The organism is Photobacterium jeanii, from assembly GCF_001650345.1.
Taxonomy (GTDB): domain Bacteria; phylum Pseudomonadota; class Gammaproteobacteria; order Enterobacterales; family Vibrionaceae; genus Photobacterium; species Photobacterium jeanii.
Window position 1 is genome coordinate 1 of record NZ_LVHF01000030.1, and the last position, 22,462, is coordinate 22,462.

The following is a 22,462-nucleotide window of genomic DNA, read 5'->3' on the forward strand; positions in this document are numbered from 1 at the left end:
TAGCCATCGTTTCCAATGGTTATCCCCCACATCAGGGCATATTCCCAGGCATTACTCACCCGTCCGCCGCTCGCCGCCCATCAACGCACCCGAAGGATTGTTGATGTCGCTGCCGCTCGACTTGCATGTGTTAGGCCTGCCGCCAGCGTTCAATCTGAGCCATGATCAAACTCTTCAATTAAAGTTTTGGTGTTACCGAAGTAACGGCTCAATGAATACTGTTAATTCATTACCGAAGTAATGAATGAATTGACTCTGCTGATACCGAAGTATCAATTTGGTCACTCAGTTTCATTGATAAATCTTTTTGACTATCATTTCACGAGTGCCCACACAGATTGCATGGTCAAATTGTTAAAGAACAAACTGACTTATCGTTGCTGGCTTAGCGCCTTGCTCCGTGTCAGTGAGGACGCATTATAGAGACTTCGATCACATTGGCAAGGGCTATTTTGAAAAAAATATGACATTTTCGCTTAAACGCTCAACTATCAGCCAATAACGGCTTTTTTAGGTATATTTCACACTATATCAGCTCTATTATTTCCTTATTAATAAGCACTCGAGTAATTCGCCATGCCAGATTCCATGCGCTCTTTTAAAGGAATTCATCCTAAATTAGGGCTTAACACCTATATAGATGACACAGCGATTGTGATCGGTGATGTTTCTTTAGGCAATGACAGCAGTATTTGGCCCCTAGTGGCGGCACGCGGTGATGTTAATGTTATAAAGATAGGGCAGCGCTCAAATATCCAAGACGGCTCAGTACTGCACGTCAGCCGCCCAACCGATGATAACCCCGCAGGCTATCCTTTAATTATTGGCAATGATGTCACCGTTGGCCATAAGGCCATGCTACATGGTTGCCAGATTGGCGATCGGGTACTGGTAGGGATGGGGGCCATCATTCTAGATGGTGCCAAAGTTGAAGATGATGTGATTATTGGTGCGGGAAGTTTAGTGCCGCCAGGTAAACATTTGGCTCGTGGTTATCTCTATATAGGTAGCCCAGTTAAACAGGCGCGCCCCTTAAGCGATAAAGAACGCGCTTTCTTGCCTAAATCGGCGGATAACTATGTGCGATTAAAACAAGACTACCTCGATGAAGCTTAATCGTTACAATGCTAGTCGATCTGGATATCGCCGTTAACATCGAAGTCTTCATCTTCTATTAGCGTCTCGGCTATTTCTTCAAGATCGAAGCGTTGAGCAGCAAACGCAGCCAAGATTTCCGCTTCTGAGCTAAGCGGCTGCGCTGCACTCTGCTGCAAACGCGCCAGTGAAACCCAACATTGGATCAAAGCACCAGCTTGTTGTGCCGGAAACATCACTGCTTGACGCTCAGGTGTCCATGTTTGTAGATCGGCAAATAGAATATCTTGGTTCATGGTTTCTCTCTTTTATTTCAATAGCTGCATACGCAGTTCGCGCTGCACTTGTTTCGCACTAGGACGAATGCCACGCCACAACATAAAGCTTTCAGCGGCTTGGCCAACTAACATCCCTAAGCCATCCAAGACACATTTCGCACCCAGATCTTTCGCCCATTGGTTAAAGGCAGTGGTTTGGGCGCTGTATACCATGTCATAGCAAGTGGTGTGAGGCTGAATTAGTGACGCGGGTAGGGCTGGGAGCTGTCCGCTTAATCCAGCCGACGTTGAGTTGATAATGACATCGAATGCTTGATCTGCCAATGTTGTCATGGGAGCTGCATGAATATTGCCATATGTGGCAAACAGCTCGGCCAGTTGCTGCGCTTTGGTCACAGTACGATTGGTGATCACCAACTCACTCGGCTGCTGAGCCAATAGCGGTAAAATCACACCTCGGGCAGCACCACCCGCACCAACCAACAAAATACGCTTCCCCGCCAAAGCCACCTGATGTTGCAGTAAGTCTTGAACTAAGCCTTCGCCGTCAGTGTTATCACCCAGAATGACCCCATCATCAAGCTTTTTCAATGTATTGACCGCACCAGCTAATTTAGCTCGCTCGGTCAATTGATTAGCAAACTGATAAGCCTCTTCTTTAAAAGGCGCAGTGATATTGCAGCCACGACCACCAGCTTGAAAAAAAGCCGCGACTTGGGACTGAAATTGTCCCAGCTCAGGTTGCTGCGCTTTGTATTCCATCTGCTGCGCTGTTTGACGAGCAAAAAGCGTATGGATAAAAGGGGACTTGCTTTGTGCGATTGGGTTTCCAAAGACGAGATACTGATCCATGTGAGCAGGCTTCCAAACTGAAATAGGGTCGATAACTCGACCCTATCACTCCATTAAAGGAAGCTCAAACCGTTCATTACCAATCACGCGGTTTCAAATAGTGTTGGGACAAACGCGCTTCTGCCGAATCTTCAGCTGGCTGATAACAATATTCCCAACGGGCTAGGGGCGGCATCGACATCAAGATGGATTCGGTACGTCCACCGCTTTGCAAGCCAAACAGAGTGCCACGGTCGTAAACCAAATTAAATTCAACATAACGACCACGACGGTATAACTGAAACTCACGCTCACGCTCAGTAAAGGGCAGGGGATGGCGCTTCTCCACTATTGGTAAATAAGCAGTTAAATAGCCATTACCGACAGCTTGCATGTAAGCAAAGCTCTTTTCGAATCCCCATTGGTTCAAGTCATCAAAGAACAAGCCGCCCACACCGCGTGTTTCATTACGGTGTGGTAAGAAGAAGTATTTATCACACCATGCTTTATGCTCCGCATAGACCTCGTCCCCAAAAGGCTGACAAATCGCTTTTGCAGTATCGTGCCAATGCAGACAGTCGTCATCGAACGGGTAGAAAGGGGTTAAATCAAAGCCCCCACCAAACCACCAAACTGGCGGCTCGCCATCTTTTTCGGCGATAAAGAAACGAACATTGGCATGCGATGTCGGCACATAAGGGTTATTAGGGTGGATCACCAAAGACACCCCCATGGCTTCAAAACGGCGTCCCGCAAGTTCTGGACGATGCGCTGTCGCCGATGCTGGCATCTGGTCACCAAACACATGCGAGAAATTCACCCCGCCTTGTTCAATCACAGCCCCATGGCGCAAGACGCGACTGCGACCGCCACCACCTTGCTCACGTTGCCATTCATCTTGCTCAAACTTTGCTTCACCGTCGACAGCTTCCAGTGCCTGACAAATGCGATCTTGCAGCTCGAGCAAAAACGCTTTTACCGCCGACTTACTTACATCTTGCATTCGGTCTTATCCTTGACGAAAAACATTCCCTGTCACCGCATCACGGATCTCAGATGGATTAGTACGGCCGCCCGTTTCTCCTTCGAGAATAGCAGGTAAACAGTGGCCTAGTTGAGTTTGAACCTCCGCCACTGTGCGACCCGGTTCTTGCCCCGTTAAGTTGGCACTGGTTGAAGTGATCGGCTTACCAAACTCACGACACAATTGTTGTACCAAAGGATGATCGGTCACACGTACCGCAATGGTCTCGAACTGCCCGGTCAAGAAAGCAGGAACATTAGGCTTGGTTGGCATTACCCAAGTGACAGGTCCAGGCCAAGAGGCTTGGATCGTGGTGCGCTGTTGATCCGTTAACTGGCTATCATCGATGTAAGGCAGTAATTGTTCATAATCGGCAGCGATTAAAATCAACCCTTTTTCGATCGGACGTTGTTTAATATCCAGTAGCTTCATCACCGCTTGTTCGTTGTCGGGATCACAACCTACCCCGAAAACCGCCTCGGTTGGATAAGCAATAACCTCACCTTGTTGTAATGCCGCGATCACTTGCGCAAAATTTTCCACGTCATCCTGTCCTTATCTAGCTAATTATCATTTTTACTTTCAGCTCTTAGTGTACCCACTCTCCCCAGCCATCGCCACGCAAGGTTAAGAATGAAGCAAATACCCAGACGCAAACGTTTTCCTTATTGAAAAATCACCGTATAATGCCGCCAACACCTCTTCATGACTGCGTTTTAAGTTACCAACAGGAGATCGGAATGAAAGTTGGAATTATCATGGGCTCTAAATCTGACTGGCCAACCATGCAGCACGCTGCTGAAATGCTAGATCGCTTCAATGTGCCATATGAGACGAAAGTAGTTTCGGCCCACCGAACTCCTCAGCTACTGGCGGATTACGCTAACAGTGCCAAAGAACGTGGCATCAAAGTCATTATCGCCGGAGCTGGCGGGGCTGCACACTTACCGGGCATGGCTGCGGCGTTCACTAGCTTGCCAGTACTGGGCGTTCCGGTGCAATCTCGTGCGCTTAAAGGAATGGACTCGTTACTGTCTATCGTCCAAATGCCAAAAGGTATTGCGGTTGGCACCCTCGCCATTGGTGAAGCAGGCGCAGCCAATGCCGGGATCTTAGCGGCACAAATCATCGGCACCCACGACGAAGCGGTCATGGCTAAAGTGGAAGCCTTCCGTAACGAGCAAACCGAAACTGTACTAGCAAATCCAAACCCAGCAGAGGATTAATGGTATGCAGGTACTGGTTCTAGGAGCAGGGCAGTTAGCACGTATGATGGCGCTGGCTGGTGCACCATTAAATATTCACATTTCCGCTTTCGATGTTGGCAGTGAAAATATCGTTCACCCTTTAACCCAAGCGGTGATCGGACACGGTCTCCAAGCGGCGATTGATAGTGCCGACGTTATCACCGCCGAATTCGAGCATATTCCTCATGATGTGCTGGATGTGTGTGAGAAAAGCGGGAAATTCCTACCCACCACGGACGCTATCAAAGCCGGTGGCGATCGCCGAATCGAAAAAGTCCTGCTAGATAATGCAGGTGTTCGCAATGCCAAGTATGCCGTGATTAAAAGCCGTGAAGACTTTGACCATGCCATCGCCCATGTTGGCTTACCTATGGTGCTAAAAAGCGCGTTAGGGGGTTACGACGGCAAAGGACAATGGCGACTAAAAGAGAAAACCGATGCGGATCTGATCTGGCAAGAAATGGCGCAGTGCATTGCTGACACACCAACTCAAGCCATTGTCGCAGAGGAGTTTGTACCGTTCAATCGTGAAGTTTCCTTGGTCGGTGCGCGCGGTAAAGACGGTCAAATCGCGGTATACCCACTGGCGGAAAATGTCCATATCAATGGGGTACTAAGCCTATCAACCGCGATTGATGATGCAGCGTTACAGGCGCAAGCCAAAGCCATGTTCACCGCCGTCGCAGAGAGCTTGGACTACGTCGGTGTGCTGGCACTGGAGTTCTTCGATGTACAGGGCGAGTTACTCGTCAATGAGATCGCACCACGAGTTCACAACTCAGGTCACTGGACGCAGCAAGGCGCGGAAACCTGTCAGTTTGAAAACCATTTGCGTGCGGTGTGTGGTTATCCTTTGGGAGATACTTGTCTGATCCGTCCAACTGCAATGATCAATATTTTAGGTGAAGATAGCTTACCACCAAGCCTATTGGCACACGCGGGTTGTCATATTCACTGGTATGGCAAAGACAAACGCGCAGGTCGCAAGATGGGACACATCAACGTCTGTGCCGCCAGCCAAGCAGAGTTGCAACAACAACTAACCGCAATTGGTCAGCAGCTAGACCCGGAAGCCTTTCCTGTCTTTCACCGTTAATTGCAATACAGCGATCTGCCTAAAGACACCCTGATCAAAAAAGCCTGCAATCTCAGCAGGCTTTTATTTTTCTTGGGCGGGCATATCGCTTACGCCGGAGTTTGATAAGCGTGACACTTGCGATCAGCACATTGCAGCTTAGTGCCACTGGCGAGCTTTTTCTCAATCAATAAACCAAAGCCACATTGCTGACAACTGCCTTCAATCGGCTTGCTGTTAACCGCAAAACGGCAAGCTGGATACTGATCGCAAGCGTAAAACATCTTACCGTAACGGGATTTACGCTCAATCAGATGACCTTGAGCACAGCTAGGGCAAGCGACTTGATCTTTCGGCGCCGCTTTTTGCTCTAAAGGCTCGATATGCTGACACTCAGGGTAATGGCTGCAACCAATGAACATCCCGTAACGCCCTTGGCGCAAGACCATTTCGTTGTCGCACTCAGGGCAGGGTTGCCCTAGGTGCTTCACAATATGACCATCATTCTGGTGCAACGGCTGAATATATTCACAACTCGGGTAATGACTACACCCTAAGAAAGGCCCACGCTTGCCAAAACGCATCGTCAGCTCACCGCCACACTCAGGGCAAAGTTGCTGGTCTAGCGCATGTTCGTGAGCACTAAAGAGCGCCTGATTAATTTTCCCAGTCATGAGTACTGTTCACCGCCTATTAATGAATGTAACCGTCTTCTAAGCCGTACAATAGCTCTTCCATTTGGCTATACGCGCTTTCATTACCCGGCGCATTGAACAGCACCATCAAGATGATCCATTGAAGGTCATCAAGAGCAAACTCATTAGTGTCCAGCTCCATCACACGATCGACAACCATCTCACGGGTTTGCGCATTTAAGACATGAATTTGTTCTAGGTAAGTCAAAAAGCCACGACACGCTACATCCAACCGTGCCATTTCTTGCGGGGTATAAACGCGGAACGAGGTCACCGCACTGGTTTTCATATACGGTTGCTGTTCGGTTTCTTGCAGTGCTGCAAGCTTCTCTAACCAAGTTAACGCCTTATAGATGTCGTCTTGGCGAAAGCCTGCGCGAAGCAGTTCATCGGAGAGTTCATCCTGATCCACCAATAATTCCGCATCACTGTGAATATAGGTTTCAAACAGGTACATAAGAATGTCCATCATGATTTGCCCCTCCTCGTTTTGATATAGCCACCGGGTACTGAGGTGACAACCCCAAGCAATTCCAATTCGAGCAATTGCATCATGACTTCATGTACGGGTTGTCCACTACGTTCAGCAACCACATCTACGGGTGTTGCTTCACCGCCTACGTTAGCCAACAAGGCTTGAAATGGCAATTGCTGATCATCACCCTGTGGCAGAGCTCGGCTTAATTGGTTATTAATTGCGCACTCTGTTAAGGCTCCTACCTCCTCAAATATATCGACCGGGGTTTCTACCAATTTAGCACCGGATTTAATTAATGCATGACAGCCCCGACTTTCAGGGTTGCGAACCGAGCCGGGCAGAGCAAAAACATCTCGCCCTTGCTCTAATGCATAGCGGGCGGTGATCAAAGAACCACTTTTTTGTGCCGCCTCTACTACTAGTACGCCAACCGATAACCCGCTGATCACTCGATTACGGCGCGGAAAGTTCTGCGGCCTTGGTTTTTCGTCAGGCCAAAACTCCGAGACTAATGCCCCTTGTTCTTTTATCTTAGCGGCTAAATCACGATGGCGGGCAGGGTAAAGCTGCGCAAGCCCAGCACCCAATACCGCCACGGTTGCCCCGCCGTGCTTCAAAGCGCCTAGATGCGCCTGCCCATCAATGCCCAACGCCAAGCCACTAGTGACCACAAAATCCGCCGCTACCATGGCAGCCGCAAACTCGTACGCCAGCTCTCGACCATCGATGCTGGCAGAACGACTCCCCACAATCGCCAATTGTGGCGCACTCAAGTAGCCAAGTTCGCCAGCAACAAATAACACCGGAGGCGCCGCAGGAATTTCTTTTAATAACGGTGGGTAAAAAGGTGAGTCGAGAGTCAAAATATGGTGGTCAGGATGAGAGGCCCATTGCAGGCAGTGCTCGATACGCGCCCAATTAGGCTGATGTAGCGTGGTAATTTGGTTGGGACGTAAGCCGAGCGCTTGCAGTTGCTCAACTGAAAGTTGGCGTAAATAGGCAGGAGGACCGTGTTGGAGTAAACGCCCAATGCGCACCGCCCCTAATTGGGGAACGGCACACAAGGCTAACCAGTCACTAACTTCATTCATTGCGTCATTTGCGGCGAAACCACCATCACGCCCTTGGTAAACGGTTCGGAGCTACTCAGGACAACCGCAAAGCTATAAGCATCGTATGCACGGATCACCATGGCTTCGCCCACCGCACGTGGCGCCAAACGGAAATCTTTCTCGCTACCTTTATTTAAGCTGTAGCGATACTCGCCTTTTTTACCACCCACTTCGATTGATGGTTGATACAGATGAAGAATATGCCCGGCTTGAAGCTTATCAAGATGCCCTTTATCGACCACCACCACATCTTTCGTGGCCATGTATTGCTGACCATTCACCGATCCCACAATCGTTGCCGAGACCGGCTCTGGCGGCATCGACGGTGAGAAGTGCAAATCCGCAGTCGCCCCTAATGCCGGGGCAGGCAATAACACATCGTTAGGTTTGATTTCCTGACGGTACGATTTGAGCGTCAAGGCGCTGGTTTGTTGGTAATGGCTTTTGACCGATAACTTAGCGACTTCTTTTAACACGGTGACCGATTGATCATCTGGCTGCTTAAAGCTCTCCAATGGTCGATAAACCCACCATTCTTCGCCAATGGGTAATTCGCTGTCGGCCCAGACCAGATCGCCTTCCGACAGTTTTTGCCGTTGATCGCTGCTGCCTAAAATTTGCGGCGCATCGTTAATGGCTTGCTCCGACAATAAACGGTGCTCCACCAAATACGGCATCACCAAAGAAGAGTGCAACGTCGTGATGGGCGAACGAGTCACCTTGATGCTTGGCGACAGCTTCACGACTTTCATCGGCTTGCGCTGCAAACGAGGCTGACCATCAATCCACACCAAATACAGCTTATCGCCCGGGTAAATAAGGTGAGGGTTTTTAATTTCTGGGTTTGCCTGCCACAACTTAGGCCATAGCCAAGGCGTGGCGAGGAAGTGATTGGAGATATCCCATAAGGTATCGCCCTTTTTCACTGTGTACACATCAGGAATGTCATTATTCAGGATCAGTTCCTGATCGGCCCAACTGGGTTGTAAACTCATCATTACAGCCAGGGCACACGAACATAAAAGAGAGCTGGGCTTCATTCCGCCATCCTTGCACAACAAATAGAAGGTTCAGCCAACCGACTGAAAATTCTAACCAGAATGGCAGTCGAGTCAGCTAATTGTCTATTGCAGCTCAAGCTCTTGCCTCGGGTTTTCGGTCTGGTTCACGCTTTCGTTTTCCCGCTTACAATCCCCACATTGACAGGTGTTGCTTGCCCCGAAAACCCAGCCGTCAGCGCTGCGATACCCATTCGACTTTCCTCAATGAACGCCGATGCTGTTATTTGGTCGTTAAAATGACTAGAATTAGAGCAAATTATTTTTGGCACTGTTCACTTTTCGAGTATCTATGTCTGTATTGCAAGTATTAACATTCCCTGATGATCGCTTACGCACCGTAGCAAAACCGGTAGAAGCGGTGACCCCTGAAATTCAAAAAATCGTCGATGACATGCTAGAAACCATGTACGACGAAGAAGGGATCGGTCTGGCTGCGACTCAGGTTGATATCCATCAACGTATCGTGGTGATCGATATCTCAGAAGAACGCAATCAGCCAATGGTTCTGATCAATCCAGAAATCACCGAAAAGCGTGGTGAAGATGGTATCGAAGAAGGCTGCTTATCTGTTCCTGGTGCACGTGCTCTTGTGCCTCGCGCCGCTGAAGTAAGCGTCAAAGCCCTGAACCGCGATGGCGAAGAATTCACTTTTGAAGCTGACGATCTGCTGGCTATCTGTGTTCAACACGAACTTGACCACTTAGCAGGCAAACTATTCGTTGATTACCTATCGCCACTGAAGCGTAAGCGCATTCAAGATAAACTGGCTAAAATCAAACGCTTCAACGAAAAAAACGCCAACAACGCTTAAATTCGAAAATTTGAATGTTAAGGAAGCTACCTTGAGCAAACCTTTGAAAATTGTTTTTGCAGGTACTCCGGATTTCGCCGCCCGTCACTTGGCGGCGTTATTGTCTTCGGAGCACGATGTTATTGCGGTGTACACCACCCCAGACCGCCCAGCCGGTCGCGGTAAGAAACTGACTGCCAGCCCAGTAAAAAACCTGGCGCTTGAGCACGAGATTCCGGTTTACCAACCAGAAAACTTCAAGTCTGACGAAGCCAAGCAAGCGCTGGCTGATCTCGACGCTGACATCATGGTTGTAGTGGCTTACGGCCTATTACTACCACAAGCGGTACTGGATACCCCGAAACTGGGTTGTATCAATGTTCACGGCTCGATCTTGCCACGCTGGCGTGGAGCTGCACCGATCCAACGCTCTATTTGGGCGGGCGATGCTGAAACAGGCGTTACCATCATGCAGATGGATATCGGTCTTGATACTGGTGACATGCTGAAGATTGCATCATTGCCAATCGAAGCTAATGACACCAGTGCAACCATGTACGAAAAACTGGCAGAGCTAGGCCCTGAAGCATTGATCGATTGCCTTGGCGATATCGCAAGCGACAACGCAAAACCAGTGAAGCAAGATGATGAGCTGGCTAACTACGCTAAAAAGCTAAGCAAAGAAGAAGCAAAAATCGATTGGACTATGGATGCCGACGCGATTGAACGTTGCGTGCGTGCATTTAACCCATGGCCAATGAGCTACTTCACCGTGGCTGAGCAAAACGTCAAGGTTTGGCGCAGCGAAGTGGTTGCCGATAACCAAGGTAAACCAGCCGGTACTGTGCTCGCAGCTGACAAGCACGGCATTGTGGTTGCAACGGGTAAAGGCGCGCTACGCCTTATCGAACTGCAACCACCGGGCAAGAAAGCGATGCAAGTACAAGATCTACTGAACTCTCGTCGTGAGTGGTTCGAAGTAGGTAGCGTACTGTAAGCCACAATACCCAGTCTGTCATACGACGACTAACGAATACCAAGCCAGTGCATGCACTGGCTTTTCTTTTCGACCGCCTGAGTTGCCATGCAAATCAGGGAAAAAGAAACGTCAGGATATCCGAATGAACGTAAGAGCCGCTGCGGCCAAAGTGATTTATCAGGTTGTTGATCAGGGCCAATCTCTGTCCAATGTCCTTCCTGCTGCGCAACAAGAGATCAAAGACCGCGACCAAGCGCTATTACAAGAGATCTGTTATGGCGTTTTACGCTGGTTGCCACGCCTAGAATCCATCACCAACAAGCTGATGGACAAGCCACTTAAAGGCAAACAACGTGTTTTCCATCACCTCATTTTGGTGGGTTTATACCAGCTAGGTCACATGCGTATTCCTGCGCACGCTGCGGTAGCCGAAACCGTGAATGCGACCAAGAACCTTAAAAAACCGCAACTGCGTGGTTTGATCAACGCCATTTTGCGTAACTACCAGCGTCAGCAAGAAAGCCTAGACCAACACGCGATCAGCCACGATGCTGGCCGATACGGTCACCCAAGCTGGATTGTGAAAATGCTTAAAGCGAGCTACCCAGAGCAGCTTGAAGCCATTGTTGATGCTAACAACACCAAAGCGCCAATGTGGCTGCGCGTCAATCGTCAACACCACAACCGCGACCAATACCGCACGCTACTAGACGAAGCAGGCATTGCAACCGAACTTCACCCTCAAGCGAGCGATGCTCTGCGTCTGCTAAAACCGTGTGATGTGACTCAACTCCCTGGTTTTGCTGATGGTTGGGTATCGGTACAAGATGCCGCAGCACAGCTAGCCGTTGAATACCTTCAACCACAAGCTGGTGAGCTGATCTTAGATTGCTGTGCGGCACCGGGTGGTAAAACAGCCCATATTATGGAGCGTCAACCGGATACCCAAGTGGTTGCTATCGACTGTGACGATAACCGTTTGGCTCGCGTGCACGACAACCTCAAACGCTTAAAGCTTGATGCGCAAGTATTGTGTGCTGATGCACGCTACCCTAGCCAATGGTGGCAGGGCGACAAGTTCGATCGTATTTTGTTGGATGCGCCGTGTTCAGCAACGGGTGTGATCCGTCGTCACCCTGACATCAAATGGTTACGCCGCGCCGATGATATTGCCGCCCTAGCAACCTTGCAGGCAGAGATCTTTGATGCCATGTGGCAACAACTGAAATCAGGCGGTACTTTGGTGTACGCGACCTGTTCGATCACACCGCAAGAAAACAGCGAGCAAGTGAAAGCCTTCCTAGCCCGCACTCCAGATGCAACCTTGGTCGACAGCGATCCAGCTAACCCTGGTCGCCAAATTTTACCAGGTGAAGAGCAAATGGACGGTTTCTACTACGCGGTATTAACCAAGCAGTAAGCGACTTATATTCATGTTTTGCATCATTATCAGTGCAAATGTCGCTGGTACGATGGTAAAAACAGAGTAAGCTAACGACACCTTTCTCTGGCCAAAAAGCCTTGTTCAGAGAGAGAAAATTGGAGCGGCTCAGCCCGAGTCGCTCTAACTAGATCGAGATTTCAATCAGGCGAATGTTATGAAGATTATCATCCTCGGGGCCGGACAGGTCGGAGGCACCCTCGCTGAGAACTTAGTTGGTGAAAACAACGACATCACCATCGTCGATAAAGACCCTGAGCGTCTCCGCGAGCTGCAAGATAAATACGACTTACGCGTTGTTCAAGGCTTTGCAAGTCATCCTCGCACCTTACGCGATGCGGGCGCTCAAGATGCCGATATGCTGGTTGCCGTCACCAACTCCGACGAAACCAACATGGTGGCCTGCCAAATTGCCTTTTCCCTCTTTAACACTCCGAACCGTGTCGCTCGAATTCGTTCGCCTGAATACCTTCAAGAAAAAGAACAGCTATTCCAATCCGATGCTGTCCCTGTCGATCACCTGATCGCCCCTGAAGAGTTGGTGACGGGTTATATCGAGCGTTTGGTCGAATACCCTGGCGCCTTACAGGTGGTCGGTTTTGCCGAAGACAAAGTCGGTTTGGTTGCGGTTAAAGCCTATTACGGTGGTCCTCTGGTGGGGAACGCGCTATCAGCACTGCGCGAACACATGCCGCACGTCGATACCCGTGTCGCAGCCATTTTCCGTCAAGGCCGTCCTATTCGCCCGCAAGGTACCACCATTATCGAAGCCGATGATGAAGTGTTCTTTGTCGCGGCGAGCAACCACATTCGCTCGGTAATGAGTGAACTGCAGCGTCTTGAGAAACCGTACAAACGTCTGATGATTGTCGGCGGCGGTAATATCGGGGCTGGTTTAGCACGCCGTTTGGAGCAAACCTACAGCGTTAAGCTGATCGAGCGAAATCCAGAGCGTGCCGAAAACCTGTCGGAGATGTTGGAAAACACCATCGTATTTTGTGGTGATGCTTCGGATCAGGAGCTGCTTAGCGAAGAGCACATCGAGCAAATCGATGTTTTTATTGCAGTAACCAACGATGATGAAGCCAACATCATGTCGGCCATGCTGGCTAAACGCATGGGCGCCAAAAAAGTCATGGTGCTGATCCAACGTGGTGCTTACGTTGATTTAGTCCAAGGCGGCACCATTGATATTGCAATTTCACCGCAACAAGCCACCATTTCGGCCTTGCTCACCCACGTGCGTAAAGCCGATATCGTGAACGTATCGTCGCTCCGTCGTGGCGCAGCAGAAGCCATTGAAGCCATCGCCCACGGTGATGCAACCACTTCCAAAGTGGTGGGACGCGCTATCAGCGATATCAAACTGCCACCGGGTACCACCATTGGTGCCATTGTGCGTGGTGAAGAAGTGTTAATCGGTCATGACCGTACAGTCATCGAGCAGGATGATCACGTAGTGATGTTCCTGGTTGATAAGAAATACATCCCAGACGTAGAACGCCTGTTCCAACCAAGTCCGTTCTTCTTGTAAAACATTATGGTCAATTACCGTCCTATCTTATTCGTGATCGGGTTGGTCTTATCTAAGATCGCCCTGTTCATGTACGTGCCGACGTTAGTGGCGTTTTTCACCGGTACCAGTGGCTTTATCGATTTTGCTACTGCGGTGATCATCACCCACGTCGTGGCTTTTTTATGTCTCACATTCGGTCGCACCAGCGAGTTTAAGCTTGGGGTGCGCGATATGTTTTTGATCACCACTTTGGTGTGGACCATTGCCAGCGCCTTTGCCGCGCTGCCGTTTGTGTTCATCAATCACATCAGCTTTACCGATGCCTACTTTGAAACCATGTCGGGGATCACCACCACAGGGTCAACTGTGCTCAGTGGTCTTGATGATATGGCGCCCAGCATTTTGTTGTGGCGCTCGACGTTGCAATGGCTCGGTGGGGTTGGCTTTATTGTGATGGGGGTCGCCATCTTGCCGATGCTGAATGTCGGTGGGATGCGCTTGTTCCAAACCGAATCCTCGGATTGGTCAGATAAGAGCTCACCACGTACCAAAAGCGTGGCCAAGAACATCGTTAACGTCTACCTGATCTTAACTGCGCTATGTGTAGTGGGTTATATGTTGGCAGGGATGAATACTTTCGATGCCATCAACCACGCCTTTACCACACTATCGACAGGCGGCTATTCGACCTCTGACGGCTCAATGAATCACTTCTCGCATGCTGCCCACTGGGTCGCGATTGTGTTCATGTTTGCTGGCGGTTTGCCGTTCTTGTTATTCGTCCAAGCTCTGCGTAAGAAAAGCGCCGCAGCGCTGCTCAAAGATGCTCAAGTACGTGGCTTTAGCTTATTGGTGTTTGGTGTCGGATTAGCGGTCGCGCTGTGGCTAACCTTTGATAGAGACTATGCCTTTATTGACGCGTTTCGGGTTTCGCTGTTCAACATCATTTCAGTGGTGACCACCACCGGCTTTGGCTTGGATGATTTCACCAATTGGGGCGCTTTCCCAAGTATCGTGTTTGCCTTCATCATGCTGGTTGGCGGCTGCTCCGGCTCAACCGCCGGCGGGATCAAAATCTTCCGTTTCCAAGTGGCATTCGCTCTGCTACGCAAACAAATGATGCAACTGATCCACCCATCTGGGGTGTTCATTCAACGCTACAACGGACGTCCTGTAACCGACGGTATCGTGCGCTCAGTCGTGGCGTTTGCGCTGACATTTATTATTACCATAGTGATTGTCGCCGCCATTCTCGGCATGTTGGGGCTAGATCCTGTGACCAGCGTGACAGGAGCTGTGACTGCTGTGGCAAACGTCGGACCGGGAATGGGCAATGTGATTGGTCCTACGGGTAACTTTGCAACCCTGCCTGATCTGGCGAAATGGACCTTAAGCTTTGGCATGTTGATGGGGCGTCTGGAGATCCTTACGGTACTGGTGGTGTTCTTCCCTGCGTTTTGGCGTAACTAAACCACCGCTCCTAAACAGACTCTCACCAGCAGTCTGAAAATAAAAATGGCGCTGAATTACAGCGCCATTTTTGTATGTCTATTTTTATACCTATATTGGTATCTCTGTCGTGCTCGTCTACTGACGACTAAATCAACTATACCGGAGTGACGTAGAAGTAGATTGCAAAGAAGTGGCACACGGTCCCGCCCAATACAAACAGATGCCAAATTGCATGATTGTACGGAATACGCTTATTGACGTAGAACACCACCCCAAGCGAGTAAATCACTCCACCGACACCCAGTAGGATCAAGCCGCCCAAATCTAGGGCCAAAGCCAGTTGGTAAATGGCAATCAAAGACAGCCACCCCATCACCAAATACGTTGCTAGCGACAGCTTTTTAAACCGATATACGAATGCAATTTTGAGCGCGATACCAATCAAAGCCAGCACCCAAATCACCGTCATCAAGGTAATGGCGAGCGGAGTGCGTAAAGTGATCATCAAAAATGGGGTATAGGTACCGGCAATCAATAAATAAATCGCACAGTGATCTAAGGTTTTCAGTACCCGCTTGGCTTTTTCAACCGTGATCGCGTGGTAAAGAGTGGAGGCTAAGTACAATAAAATCATACTGCCGCCGTAAATGCTGAGGCTGGCGATACTCATCGCATCGGCATTGTGTTCACTGGCCTGCATTAACAACAGCACAAGACCAACAATACCGAAAATCATCCCCAAACCATGGCTGACACTGTTGGCGATTTCTTCTGCGACTGAATACTGCGGGGCAACATTTTTTGTCATTGTTATTGCTCCTAGAAATAGAGTTTAAACTCAACTTTAACGCAGTATCGCACAACTTAGCTTACACTTGTAAGCTGAAATTGTAATTTTTTTCACCACATGTAACAAACGGCTCGCAAGCCAGAGCGGGCGGGGGTTTTAAGCTGTTGATAAGACTATAAACTAAAGAAAAAAAGACCCATCAACGCCTTTTTCATGACGGATGGGTCTGTTGTTTTGTCGTAAAACCAGCCGACGCTTAAGTCGTGCGATCAAGGAAAGTCAGGACTTCATCACCGGCTTCCTCCGGCGATAAGTCAGCGCTAATGGTAAGCTGGCGCTTTAGCTCACCACGACCTAAGAAGCTCGACAGCATTCCAGTGAGCCCTTTTTGACGTCGATCCACCTCGAACCACAGTTGCAGGCTTTCTTCATCGCGATAAGCGACCACTTCTAACTCACGCCAGCGCCCGTGGAACGGACCAGACACAGGCACAAACTCAAACTCTTGCACAAACGGCAGCGCGAACCCTTTCGCGGCTTCACACTCCACTTGGCGGATCCGCAGCCCTGCGTGTTCTAAAGCAGTAAACACACCATCCATCAAAGGTTCAGGACGCACAGTCAGGGTATCTTTATCTTTCGGATCGATCGCGCGCGCGATATCGAGGGAAGTATCGAGCCAGACTTGGGCATCCCCAATTGTGACCGGTGTATTGAAGGGTAAGTCGAGCGTGGCAGTGAATTGGCGCTGTTCATCAATACCAATCACAAAAGTTTCCGGCAGCGACCAGTGCGCTAAACGGCACACTTGCGGAACTTTCTCGGTGCGTTGTTCGCTCTCGCCGCGTCCACTCGCTACTTCTTCAAGGTAGCGACAGCATAGAGTGAGGTGAATGTTATCGATCTGCTGCTCGGTCGCCCCTCCTTGCACCTCGATTTCCACTGGTAACGGCTGCCCAGGGATCAAAGCGTCCTGCGGCAATATGGTGTCCACTTTCGCCGCGCCAATCCCAAAACTGGCGAGACTTTTACGAAATAAAGACATGCATCCTCCTTCACGCATTCAACGATCAGCCGCACCGATAATGCGAACAGATTGCGACAATCAATATGCTCTATCTTGCGCAGTGCGTAATGAAACCGCAAGCCCTTTCCATCGCGAATCCCAGAAAATCCTCATCGCGGGTTACCGTCTAAAACGCAACACTATCTAGAGGTAACCACCCGCTTTGACAAGCAAAACATTGCATACCAATCAGGATAAGTTAAAGGGCAACGTTGAGGCTAAACGAGATAGTCGCATAATGAAGAACAGAAAAAGAAGAGAGGTAAGAAGGTGAGGGCGCCTGTCAGGCAAGGGGATAAGTAGCGAAGTCAGCTAACTTCGCTACCCGATATCAATGAGCAACACTCCCTGCGAAACGCGAGGGGCTATTTCAGCAAAGTGATCGTCGCCTGACGCGCCGCATCAGGGTCGCGAGCCAAAATACCATCAACCACCTTCTGATGAAGGTCGAGTTTTAGCATTCGCTCACGGGTGATGATCCGGAAATAACGCTCAAACACCGCTTTGAACAAGTTACCAAACGGACTGATAAAGTGATTACCAGAAGCAAAGTAAATCAACTGATGGAAACGGGTATCAACCGCTATCCAACGCTCTTGATCAAAATGCTCACCCAACTTGTGCATTTCTTCCACTAAGCTAGCGAGCTCTTGGCGATCGGCTTCGCTGGCGTTAATGGCGGTACACGCAGCCGCTTCCGGCTCTAAAGTCAGGCGGACACGCTGAAACTCATCAACCAACTCGCCCGACTCATCAAAATCAAGCCAAGCCAATAAATCTTGATCGAGGTAGTTCCAATTGCGTTTCGGTAACACACGAGTACCAATACGTGGGCGCGGTAATACCATACCTTTGGCAGCCAACATTTTGATGGCTTCACGGACTGCAGTACGACTAACGCCGTACATTTCACCCAGCTCCACTTCACCTGGTAAGATTTCTCCCGGTGGTGTTTCACCTTTTAAAATACGTTGTCCTATCGATTCGGCGAGTCGATAAGATAGGTTACGGTTGCTGACCAATCGTTGCTGATCTTGCTCCATCATTCCCCCTCTACAGGCTATTTTTATAGTAGTTGCCATTTATATTTTCTGCGCTTACCAATATTGATAAAGCTTATAGGGCGCAATTAGACCACAAAGCCAATGAGCTGAAACGGCTTATCTTCACAGATGCGGTAAAACAGTGTCTTTTTGCCTTTTTTATGACCCAATCTCACAACTGAGAAAAAATAAATCATTGTTCATAATTTGCTCGACTCGGTTGTGGGTTGTTGGTATCCTGCTCACGTTTTCCAATATGACGTATCTGCCGCCCACTTTGCAGATACCCTGACATTGACTGGCCATGGATGTGCCCAATTAATAGGTAATAACCATGCGCCCAATGACTTTTGCTCGTCGTAATACTCGTAGTCCTTCTTGTGCTCGTCCACGCTCACACGCACCACGCTTTCAAGCCACCAAACCAAGTGCCGATATTCACACTATGCCAGCGCCGTCTTGCCCCGTGAATACCAAACATAACGAGCAAGCCGCGTAAGCGATATGAATTTCCAGTCAGGCAGCCATCGCGCTGCCTTTCTTTCGCAAGCCAACTTGGTATACTTTATCCACAATAAAAATATGACAATTACTCAGCCTTAGATTGTGGAGAAACAATGAAAACCCATCGCGTTAATGAGCTTATCGAGCTTATCCACCCTGAGTGGCAGAAAAACCCAGAACTCAACTTGGTTGAGTTCCTATTGGAACTAGCCAAAGAAGCCAAATTTGAAGGCAAGTTAGAAGATCTGACCGATGATGTTCTGATTTACCATCTAAAAATGCGTAACAGCGATCAACAAGAAATGATCCCAGGCATCGCCAAAGACTGCGAAGATGACTTCAAAACCGCGATCCTACGCGCGCGCGGCATCATCAAGTAACGCCCGCAGCCAGTAAAAGCAAATTCCAAAGTGCGGCGCTCTGCCGCACTTCGTTTATCAACAATCCGCTCCATCAAGCTCGCCCTGCAACACACCATCACGCCCAAAACCAACGGTTACTACTCCAACCATAGCAAACTTCTGCTTAAGCGAATCACGAAACTATGACCCTGCTAGATTAATCGCACCATCGGCTGTTATATAATCACTTGATAACATGTTCGTATCATTAATTGATCAGACTATGTATCTGATCGTCTGTGTATCGACCTATGCTCAGTCGATACTCGCCTAAGGAAAGCAATGTCATGACGCAAGAAAAGATCAAGATAAAGGATGTGACCCCGCAGCAATTTAATCCCAAGACCCACAAGGGTGCCGCCGACCGCTTCAATCCTAGCAACCGGATTTATGTTCGTGCCGTCACTGGTATTTACCAACAATTACGCCGCCGAATGGGCTGGGTATTGATGGTACTTTTTATGGGGCTACCTTGGATCCCTTACGGCGATCGCCAGGCCATTTTGCTCGATATCGGGCAACAACAATTTAACTTTTTCGGCACCACCTTATGGCCACAAGATCTGACCTTGTTGGCGACCGTATTTATGATTGCCGCCTTTGCCCTGTTTTTTGTCACCACCTTTTTAGGGCGGGTCTGGTGCGGTTACTTTTGTCCACAAACCGTATGGACCTTTATCTATATCTGGTTTGAGGAAAAACTGGAGGGCGCCGCCAATAAGCGTCGCAAGCAAGACAGCCTCAAGCTCACCCAGTCACTTATAGTGCGCAAAACACTTAAGCACATCGCCTGGTTAGCGGTCGCCTTGATCACCGGCCTCACGTTTGTCGGCTACTTTGTGCCTATCAAAACCTTGTTTGTCGACTTCTTTACCTTCAATACCAGTTTCTCGGCCACATTTTGGGTGTTGTTCTTTACCGGTTGTACTTATGCCAATGCGGGTTGGATGCGCTCCATTGTCTGTATTCACATGTGCCCATACGCCCGCTTCCAATCGGCAATGTTCGATAAAGATACCTACATCGTGGGGTACGATACCCAGCGTGGCGAAGCGCGAGGACCGCGTCCACGCAAAAAAGATCCTAAAGCGCTTGGGCTCGGCGACTGTATCGACTGCAACTTGTGTGTCCAAGTTTGTCCTACGGGGATCGATATTCGTGATGGCTTACAATACGAATGCATCAACTGCGGTGCCTGTGTCGATGCCTGTGATGAGACCATGACGCGGATGGGGTACGAAAAGCGCCTGATCAGCTATACCACAGAGCACAAGCTAGAAGGTAAGCACACCAAAGTCATGCGTCCGAAACTGATCGGTTACGGTGCGGTAATGGTGGCAATGGTTGGGTTATTCTTTGTGTTACTGAGCGCTGTAAGTCCAATGGGGCTCGATGTGATCCGCGATCGCAGTCAGTTATTCCGTGAAAATAACGAAGGCTTAGTCGAGAACACTTACACCTTAAAAATCCTTAATAAAACCCAACAAGATCGCACTTATCAGCTCAAAGTCGAGGGAATAGAAGGGATCGAATGGTATGGACCACAACAAGTGGCCGTCGCAGCTGGTGAGGTTTATACCTTACCGATCAGCCTTGGGGTCGATCCCTACGAGCTCACCACCCCGATTGTCGACATTCGCTTTACCCTGAGCGATAGCAGTGATGACAGCGAGCCAGTCGTCACCGAAAGTCGCTTCATCGGTGAACTGCGCTAAACCAGCAATCTCATTTATGACACCTTTTTCTCACCCAGCGCCCGTCAAGGGCGCTTTTTGATCGCCGCACGACAGCCTCCCGAGTGGTGATATACTGGAAAGATTCTCTTGGCGCTGGATTTTCTTATGACTCAACACAGCTTTAGCTTTTCCGATCTCACTCCTGATTTATTGCTCGATGCCCTCAATAGCATTGGCATTTATGCCGAATCTGGCTTGCTCGCTCTCAATAGTTACGAAAATCGGGTTTATCAATTCCAAGCCGAAGACCGTGCCCGTTATGTGGTGAAGTTCTACCGCCCACAGCGCTGGAGCGATGCGCAAATTCAAGAAGAGCACGACTTCAGTCACCAGTTGGTAGAACAAGAAATTCCCATTGCAGCACCGATCAAAATTGACGGTCAAAGTCTGCTGCATTTCCAAGGTCACCGCTTTGCACTGTTCCCAAGCATGGGTGGGCGTCAATTTGAAGTCGATAACTTTGACCAACTTGAAGGCGTGGGACGTTTTTTAGGCCGTATTCATCGCGCCAGCCAAAACTCACAATTTCAGCACCGCCCAACCATCGGCTTGGAAGAGTACCTTCACCAACCACGCCAAATTCTGGAACAAGCTGATTTTATTCCCGATCATCTGAAAAACGCTTTTTTTGCCGATCTTGACTGCTTGATCAACGAAATTGGTCAACAATGGCACACCAATTGGCAATCACTGCGTTTACATGGGGATTGTCACCCAGGCAACATTTTATGGCGTGACGGGCCGCTGTTTGTCGATCTCGACGATGCCCGCAATGGTCCAGCAGTACAAGATTTATGGATGCTACTTAACGGCGAACGTCACGATCAAATAGCTCAGCTCGACACGATTTTAGAGGGCTATAGCGAATTTGCTGACTTTAATCACAATGAGTTGCAACTTATTGAGCCTTTGCGCGGTCTTAGAATGGTGCACTATATGGCATGGCTCGCAAAACGCTGGCAAGACCCCGCCTTTCCGCAAGCTTTCCCATGGTTTGCCGATCACAAATATTGGGAAGGACAAGTATTGGCATTTAAAGAACAAATTGCAGCGCTCCACGAGCCACCATTGCAACTTATGCCACAATGGTAATCACAGCCGTGATTACCAATAATCAACTGTGACATCAATAAATAATTACAAGGGAATAATCCCACCACCACAGGCGCGGACCGAACAATAAGGTGTCATTTAACGCCAACAGGGAAGTGCCGTTCAATACCAAAATAGGGAGACTTCATGCGTCCAATGAAGACATTATTAGCTTTGTGCAGCGCTGTGATGCTGTCATTTTCTGTACAAGCGGCGAAATTTACAGAAGGGGATTACTACAAAGTGTTGGATTTACCGAAATCCAGTACGCCAATTGTCACCGAGTTTTTCTCCTTCTTCTGTCCGCACTGTTACAGCTTCGAACCAATGATCCAGCAGCTGAAAAAAACGCTGCCTGAAAATGCCAAATTCCAGAAACACCATGTGTCTTTCATGGGCGGTTCAATGGGTAAATCATTGAGCAAAGCCTACGCGACCTCTATCGTGCTTGGCATTGAAGAAAAGATGACACCCGTGCTGTTTAATCGCATTCACAACATGCAAAAGCCACCGCGCAACGATAACGACCTGCGCCAAATCTTTTTGGATGAAGGCGTGAAGGCAGAAGACTACGATGGCGCGTTCAACAGCTTTGCGGTGAACTCTATGGTTAATCGCTACAACAAAGCGTTCCAAGACAGCGGTCTGAGCGGTGTACCAGCAGTGGTAGTCAATAACAAATACCTAGTACAGACAGGTGAAATCGAGTCGGCTGACGAATATTTCGCGCTGATCAACTTCCTGCTGAAAAAATAA

The 22,462-nt window shown here is 49.1% G+C and carries 24 protein-coding genes and 1 rRNA gene; 13 read left to right on the top strand and 12 right to left on the bottom strand.

What is annotated here, in order from left to right; genetic code table 11:
- Positions 1–181, bottom strand: a 16S ribosomal RNA gene (locus tag A3K86_RS17030); the annotation flags it as partial.
- A gap of 395 nt (positions 182–576) precedes the next feature.
- Between A3K86_RS17030 and A3K86_RS17035 the strand changes: the two genes are divergently transcribed.
- Positions 577–1,116 (top strand): gamma carbonic anhydrase family protein, encoded by a 540-nt coding sequence (locus tag A3K86_RS17035; protein WP_068333998.1) that lies wholly within the window; start codon positions 577–579, stop codon positions 1,114–1,116.
- An 11-nt stretch (positions 1,117–1,127) separates the two neighbouring features.
- On the opposite strand, the gene A3K86_RS17040 is transcribed toward A3K86_RS17035, so the two are convergent.
- The 4 genes from A3K86_RS17040 to tsaC all read right to left on the bottom strand — a co-directional run bounded on the left by A3K86_RS17040 (position 1,128) and on the right by tsaC (position 3,771).
- Positions 1,128–1,391 (bottom strand): DUF1488 family protein, encoded by a 264-nt coding sequence (locus tag A3K86_RS17040; protein ID WP_068334004.1) that lies wholly within the window; start codon positions 1,389–1,391, stop codon positions 1,128–1,130.
- Between the two features lie 12 nt (positions 1,392–1,403).
- Positions 1,404–2,225 carry a shikimate dehydrogenase gene (gene aroE / locus A3K86_RS17045; RefSeq protein ID WP_068334014.1) on the bottom strand — a complete coding sequence of 274 codons (822 nt, stop codon included), beginning with the start codon at positions 2,223–2,225 and terminating at the stop codon, positions 1,404–1,406.
- 76 nt (positions 2,226–2,301) lie between these two features.
- Positions 2,302–3,207: an oxygen-dependent coproporphyrinogen oxidase gene (gene hemF, locus A3K86_RS17050; protein ID WP_068334017.1), complete on the bottom strand. Its 906-nt coding sequence runs from the start codon at positions 3,205–3,207 to the stop codon at positions 2,302–2,304.
- A 6-nt stretch (positions 3,208–3,213) separates the two neighbouring features.
- Positions 3,214–3,771: an L-threonylcarbamoyladenylate synthase type 1 TsaC gene (tsaC, locus tag A3K86_RS17055; protein ID WP_068334025.1), complete on the bottom strand. Its 558-nt coding sequence runs from the start codon at positions 3,769–3,771 to the stop codon at positions 3,214–3,216.
- A gap of 197 nt (positions 3,772–3,968) precedes the next feature.
- Here tsaC and purE point away from each other — a divergent pair, with 197 nt between their 5' ends.
- Both purE and A3K86_RS17065 read left to right on the top strand, forming a co-directional pair.
- The gene (gene purE / locus A3K86_RS17060; protein WP_068334027.1) at positions 3,969–4,454 is read left to right on the top strand and encodes a 5-(carboxyamino)imidazole ribonucleotide mutase; all 486 of its coding nucleotides are present in this window, start codon (positions 3,969–3,971) and stop codon (positions 4,452–4,454) included.
- Between the two features lie 4 nt (positions 4,455–4,458).
- Entirely contained in the window at positions 4,459–5,571 is a 1,113-nt protein-coding gene (locus tag A3K86_RS17065) for a 5-(carboxyamino)imidazole ribonucleotide synthase (protein WP_068334029.1), read from the top strand.
- A gap of 89 nt (positions 5,572–5,660) precedes the next feature.
- On the opposite strand, the gene A3K86_RS17070 is transcribed toward A3K86_RS17065, so the two are convergent.
- Genes A3K86_RS17070 through A3K86_RS17085 form a run of 4 tightly spaced genes read right to left on the bottom strand, consistent with a single transcriptional unit; the run spans position 5,661 to position 8,830 of the window.
- A complete protein-coding gene (locus A3K86_RS17070; protein ID WP_068334039.1) occupies positions 5,661–6,224 on the bottom strand; it encodes a DNA topoisomerase family protein in 564 nt (187 codons plus the stop codon).
- A gap of 19 nt (positions 6,225–6,243) precedes the next feature.
- Entirely contained in the window at positions 6,244–6,717 is a 474-nt protein-coding gene (locus tag A3K86_RS17075) for a DUF494 family protein (RefSeq protein WP_068334041.1), read from the bottom strand.
- Positions 6,714–7,814, bottom strand: a complete 1,101-nt coding sequence (gene dprA, locus A3K86_RS17080; protein WP_068334044.1) for a DNA-processing protein DprA — start codon at positions 7,812–7,814, stop codon at positions 6,714–6,716. Before dprA ends, A3K86_RS17075 begins: the two co-directional genes overlap by 4 nt.
- On the bottom strand, positions 7,811–8,830 hold the full coding sequence (locus tag A3K86_RS17085; RefSeq protein WP_232322023.1) for a LysM peptidoglycan-binding domain-containing protein: 1,020 nt from the start codon (positions 8,828–8,830) through the stop codon (positions 7,811–7,813). Before A3K86_RS17085 ends, dprA begins: the two co-directional genes overlap by 4 nt.
- 355 nt (positions 8,831–9,185) lie before the next feature.
- Between A3K86_RS17085 and def the strand changes: the two genes are divergently transcribed.
- The 5 genes from def to A3K86_RS17110 all read left to right on the top strand — a co-directional run bounded on the left by def (position 9,186) and on the right by A3K86_RS17110 (position 15,092).
- On the top strand, positions 9,186–9,707 hold the full coding sequence (gene def / locus A3K86_RS17090; protein ID WP_068334048.1) for a peptide deformylase: 522 nt from the start codon (positions 9,186–9,188) through the stop codon (positions 9,705–9,707).
- A 31-nt stretch (positions 9,708–9,738) separates the two neighbouring features.
- A complete protein-coding gene (fmt, locus tag A3K86_RS17095) occupies positions 9,739–10,683 on the top strand; it encodes a methionyl-tRNA formyltransferase (RefSeq protein WP_068334049.1) in 945 nt (314 codons plus the stop codon).
- 124 nt (positions 10,684–10,807) lie between these two features.
- Positions 10,808–12,085, top strand: coding sequence for a 16S rRNA (cytosine(967)-C(5))-methyltransferase RsmB (gene rsmB, locus A3K86_RS17100; RefSeq protein WP_068334052.1), 1,278 nt, complete (start codon positions 10,808–10,810; stop codon positions 12,083–12,085).
- Between the two features lie 178 nt (positions 12,086–12,263).
- Positions 12,264–13,640, top strand: a complete 1,377-nt coding sequence (gene trkA / locus A3K86_RS17105) for a Trk system potassium transporter TrkA (RefSeq protein WP_068334056.1) — start codon at positions 12,264–12,266, stop codon at positions 13,638–13,640.
- A gap of 6 nt (positions 13,641–13,646) precedes the next feature.
- Positions 13,647–15,092, top strand: a complete 1,446-nt coding sequence (locus A3K86_RS17110) for a TrkH family potassium uptake protein (protein ID WP_068334059.1) — start codon at positions 13,647–13,649, stop codon at positions 15,090–15,092.
- Between the two features lie 136 nt (positions 15,093–15,228).
- Here A3K86_RS17110 and trhA read toward each other — a convergent pair whose 3' ends face one another.
- The 3 genes from trhA to A3K86_RS17125 all read right to left on the bottom strand — a co-directional run bounded on the left by trhA (position 15,229) and on the right by A3K86_RS17125 (position 17,973).
- Positions 15,229–15,882: a PAQR family membrane homeostasis protein TrhA gene (gene trhA, locus A3K86_RS17115; protein WP_068334062.1), complete on the bottom strand. Its 654-nt coding sequence runs from the start codon at positions 15,880–15,882 to the stop codon at positions 15,229–15,231.
- A gap of 238 nt (positions 15,883–16,120) precedes the next feature.
- Complete coding sequence (locus A3K86_RS17120; RefSeq protein WP_068334064.1) at positions 16,121–16,909, bottom strand: sporulation protein; 789 nt, start codon at positions 16,907–16,909, stop codon at positions 16,121–16,123.
- A gap of 386 nt (positions 16,910–17,295) precedes the next feature.
- On the bottom strand, positions 17,296–17,973 hold the full coding sequence (locus A3K86_RS17125) for a FadR/GntR family transcriptional regulator (RefSeq protein WP_068334242.1): 678 nt from the start codon (positions 17,971–17,973) through the stop codon (positions 17,296–17,298).
- Between the two features lie 334 nt (positions 17,974–18,307).
- Here A3K86_RS17125 and A3K86_RS22720 point away from each other — a divergent pair, with 334 nt between their 5' ends.
- From A3K86_RS22720 to A3K86_RS17145, 5 genes are all read left to right on the top strand, one after another.
- Positions 18,308–18,472: a hypothetical protein gene (locus A3K86_RS22720; protein ID WP_157599472.1), complete on the top strand. Its 165-nt coding sequence runs from the start codon at positions 18,308–18,310 to the stop codon at positions 18,470–18,472.
- 118 nt (positions 18,473–18,590) lie between these two features.
- Positions 18,591–18,857 (top strand): YihD family protein, encoded by a 267-nt coding sequence (locus tag A3K86_RS17130; RefSeq protein WP_068334071.1) that lies wholly within the window; start codon positions 18,591–18,593, stop codon positions 18,855–18,857.
- Positions 18,858–19,165: 308 nt separating this feature from the next.
- Entirely contained in the window at positions 19,166–20,593 is a 1,428-nt protein-coding gene (gene ccoG, locus A3K86_RS17135; RefSeq protein ID WP_068334077.1) for a cytochrome c oxidase accessory protein CcoG, read from the top strand.
- 126 nt (positions 20,594–20,719) lie between these two features.
- On the top strand, positions 20,720–21,706 hold the full coding sequence (locus A3K86_RS17140) for a serine/threonine protein kinase (protein WP_068334078.1): 987 nt from the start codon (positions 20,720–20,722) through the stop codon (positions 21,704–21,706).
- A gap of 156 nt (positions 21,707–21,862) precedes the next feature.
- Complete coding sequence (locus A3K86_RS17145; RefSeq protein WP_068334244.1) at positions 21,863–22,462, top strand: DsbA family protein; 600 nt, start codon at positions 21,863–21,865, stop codon at positions 22,460–22,462.